This is a genomic window from Amaricoccus sp. W119 (genome assembly GCF_047275745.1).
Taxonomy (GTDB): domain Bacteria; phylum Pseudomonadota; class Alphaproteobacteria; order Rhodobacterales; family Rhodobacteraceae; genus Amaricoccus.
The window spans coordinates 1-1,642 of record NZ_JBKQWU010000164.1; the positions used below are offsets into that span (position 1 = coordinate 1).

Genomic DNA, 1,642 nt, shown 5'->3' on the forward strand with positions numbered 1-1,642 from the left:
TCACCGTGCGCGCTCAGCTTCTCGAGGTGCTCCGACAACCCGAACAGGGAACGCTGCTCCATCTCACCCCTCCGATCTCGACGGAGCCAGTGAATCACGACCGCCCTTCAAAGGGCGATTATATACCTTGCAAACACGGCCTAAGTTTGGCATAGTGGGATCAAGGAGATAGCCCATGTCCAGCCTCAGCGCCCCGTACCTCCACGACGAAGCCACCGCCCACGAGTTCGTGGAAAGCGTGCTGTGGCCGAACGGTGCGATCTGCCTGCATTGCGGCGGCGCTGAGCGGGTGACGAAGGTAAAGGCCAACCCGGAGAAGCGTATCCGCGTCGGCCTGTGGCGCTGCGGCGACTGCAAGAAGCAGTTCACCGTGAAGGTCGGCACGATCTTCGAGGACAGCAAGGTGAAGATGCACCTTTGGGTGCAGGCGATCGTTCTGATGACGGCGAGCAAGAAGGGCATCAGCTCGCACCAGCTCCACCGCACGCTCGGCGTCACCTACAAGACGGCGTGGTTCATGGAGCATCGTATCCGCGAGGCGATGCGCTCGGGCGCTCTGGCCCCGTTCGGCGCGGGCGGCGGCGCGGTGGAAGTCGATGAAACCTTCATCGGTCACGACCGTACCATCAAGCCGAAGGGCGAGAAGAAGGGCCGTGGCTACCACCACAAGCACAAGGTTCTGTCCCTCGTGGATCGCGACACCAAGCAGGTCCGCAGCATGGTAGTGGACGATCTGAAATCCGAGACGCTGGCCCCGATCCTGCGCGAGAACATCGCCAAGGAGGCGCGCCTGATGACCGACGAAGCCTCCCAGTACAAGCCGATCGGTCCCGAGTTCGCGGAGCACGGCGTGGTGCGTCACGGCGCTGGCGAGTACGTCCGCAGCGACGACAAGACCATCCACACCAACACCATCGAAGGCTACTTCTCCATCTTCAAGCGCGGCATGAAGGGCGTCTATCAGCACTGCGGCAAGCAGCACCTGCACCGCTACGTCGCGGAGTTCGAGTTCCGCTATAACAACCGCATCGCAAACGGTGTGGATGACCAAGGGCGCGCCCGCTTGGCGCTAGCCGGTGCGGTTGGCAAGCGCCTGACATACGCCCGGCCTGACTAAATCGCCTAGTGCAACGCGGAAGGCGGGACGCCAAGCTCCCTGAAAATCCTGCCCAATGCAGCCGTCTCGTCACCTTCCCATTTCGGAACGGCATCCAAGCGGTTGTCTGCCTTGGCTCGGAGGTTAGCGCTTCCCGTTCGGTCGGATTGGAGTAACGCCACCACAGATACAGGGATCTGCGCCTCGTAGTCGGCAATTACCTTCAGGTGCATCGCCTGCCAAAGCTTGTCATTCTGGCTAACAACAAACAACGCCACTGGCTTTTGTGCCCCAGTTTTACGGATAACATAGTCAGGGACCACATCCGTCAAGGATGGAGATATCGGCGTGTTATGAGATATAGTTAACCCATCTATGCTAACAGCATTGAGCGCATTATCAACGTCTTCAAGAAACATATTCTTAGTTCTCTTGTCAACGGCGGAGCAAAACCAGGCCGTTGGGCGGCGCAAAAGTAGGCCACTTGGCGCCGCAAGCGGGGAACGGCGGGAGGGCGTAGCCCGACTAGAGTTTCCCGCTTGCGGC

General features: G+C 60.0%; 2 protein-coding genes. One reads left to right on the forward strand and one right to left on the reverse strand.

Annotated features, from left to right (window positions below; all coding sequences use genetic code 11):
* The first annotated feature begins 175 nt into the window (after positions 1-175).
* Positions 176-1,117, forward strand: coding sequence for an IS1595 family transposase (locus ACLJK8_RS22660; protein WP_413152670.1), 942 nt, complete (start codon positions 176-178; stop codon positions 1,115-1,117).
* Positions 1,118-1,122: 5 nt separating this feature from the next.
* On the opposite strand, the gene ACLJK8_RS22665 is transcribed toward ACLJK8_RS22660, so the two are convergent.
* Positions 1,123-1,515 carry a hypothetical protein gene (locus ACLJK8_RS22665; protein ID WP_413152671.1) on the reverse strand — a complete coding sequence of 131 codons (393 nt, stop codon included), beginning with the start codon at positions 1,513-1,515 and terminating at the stop codon, positions 1,123-1,125.
* Positions 1,516-1,642: the final 127 nt, after the last annotated feature.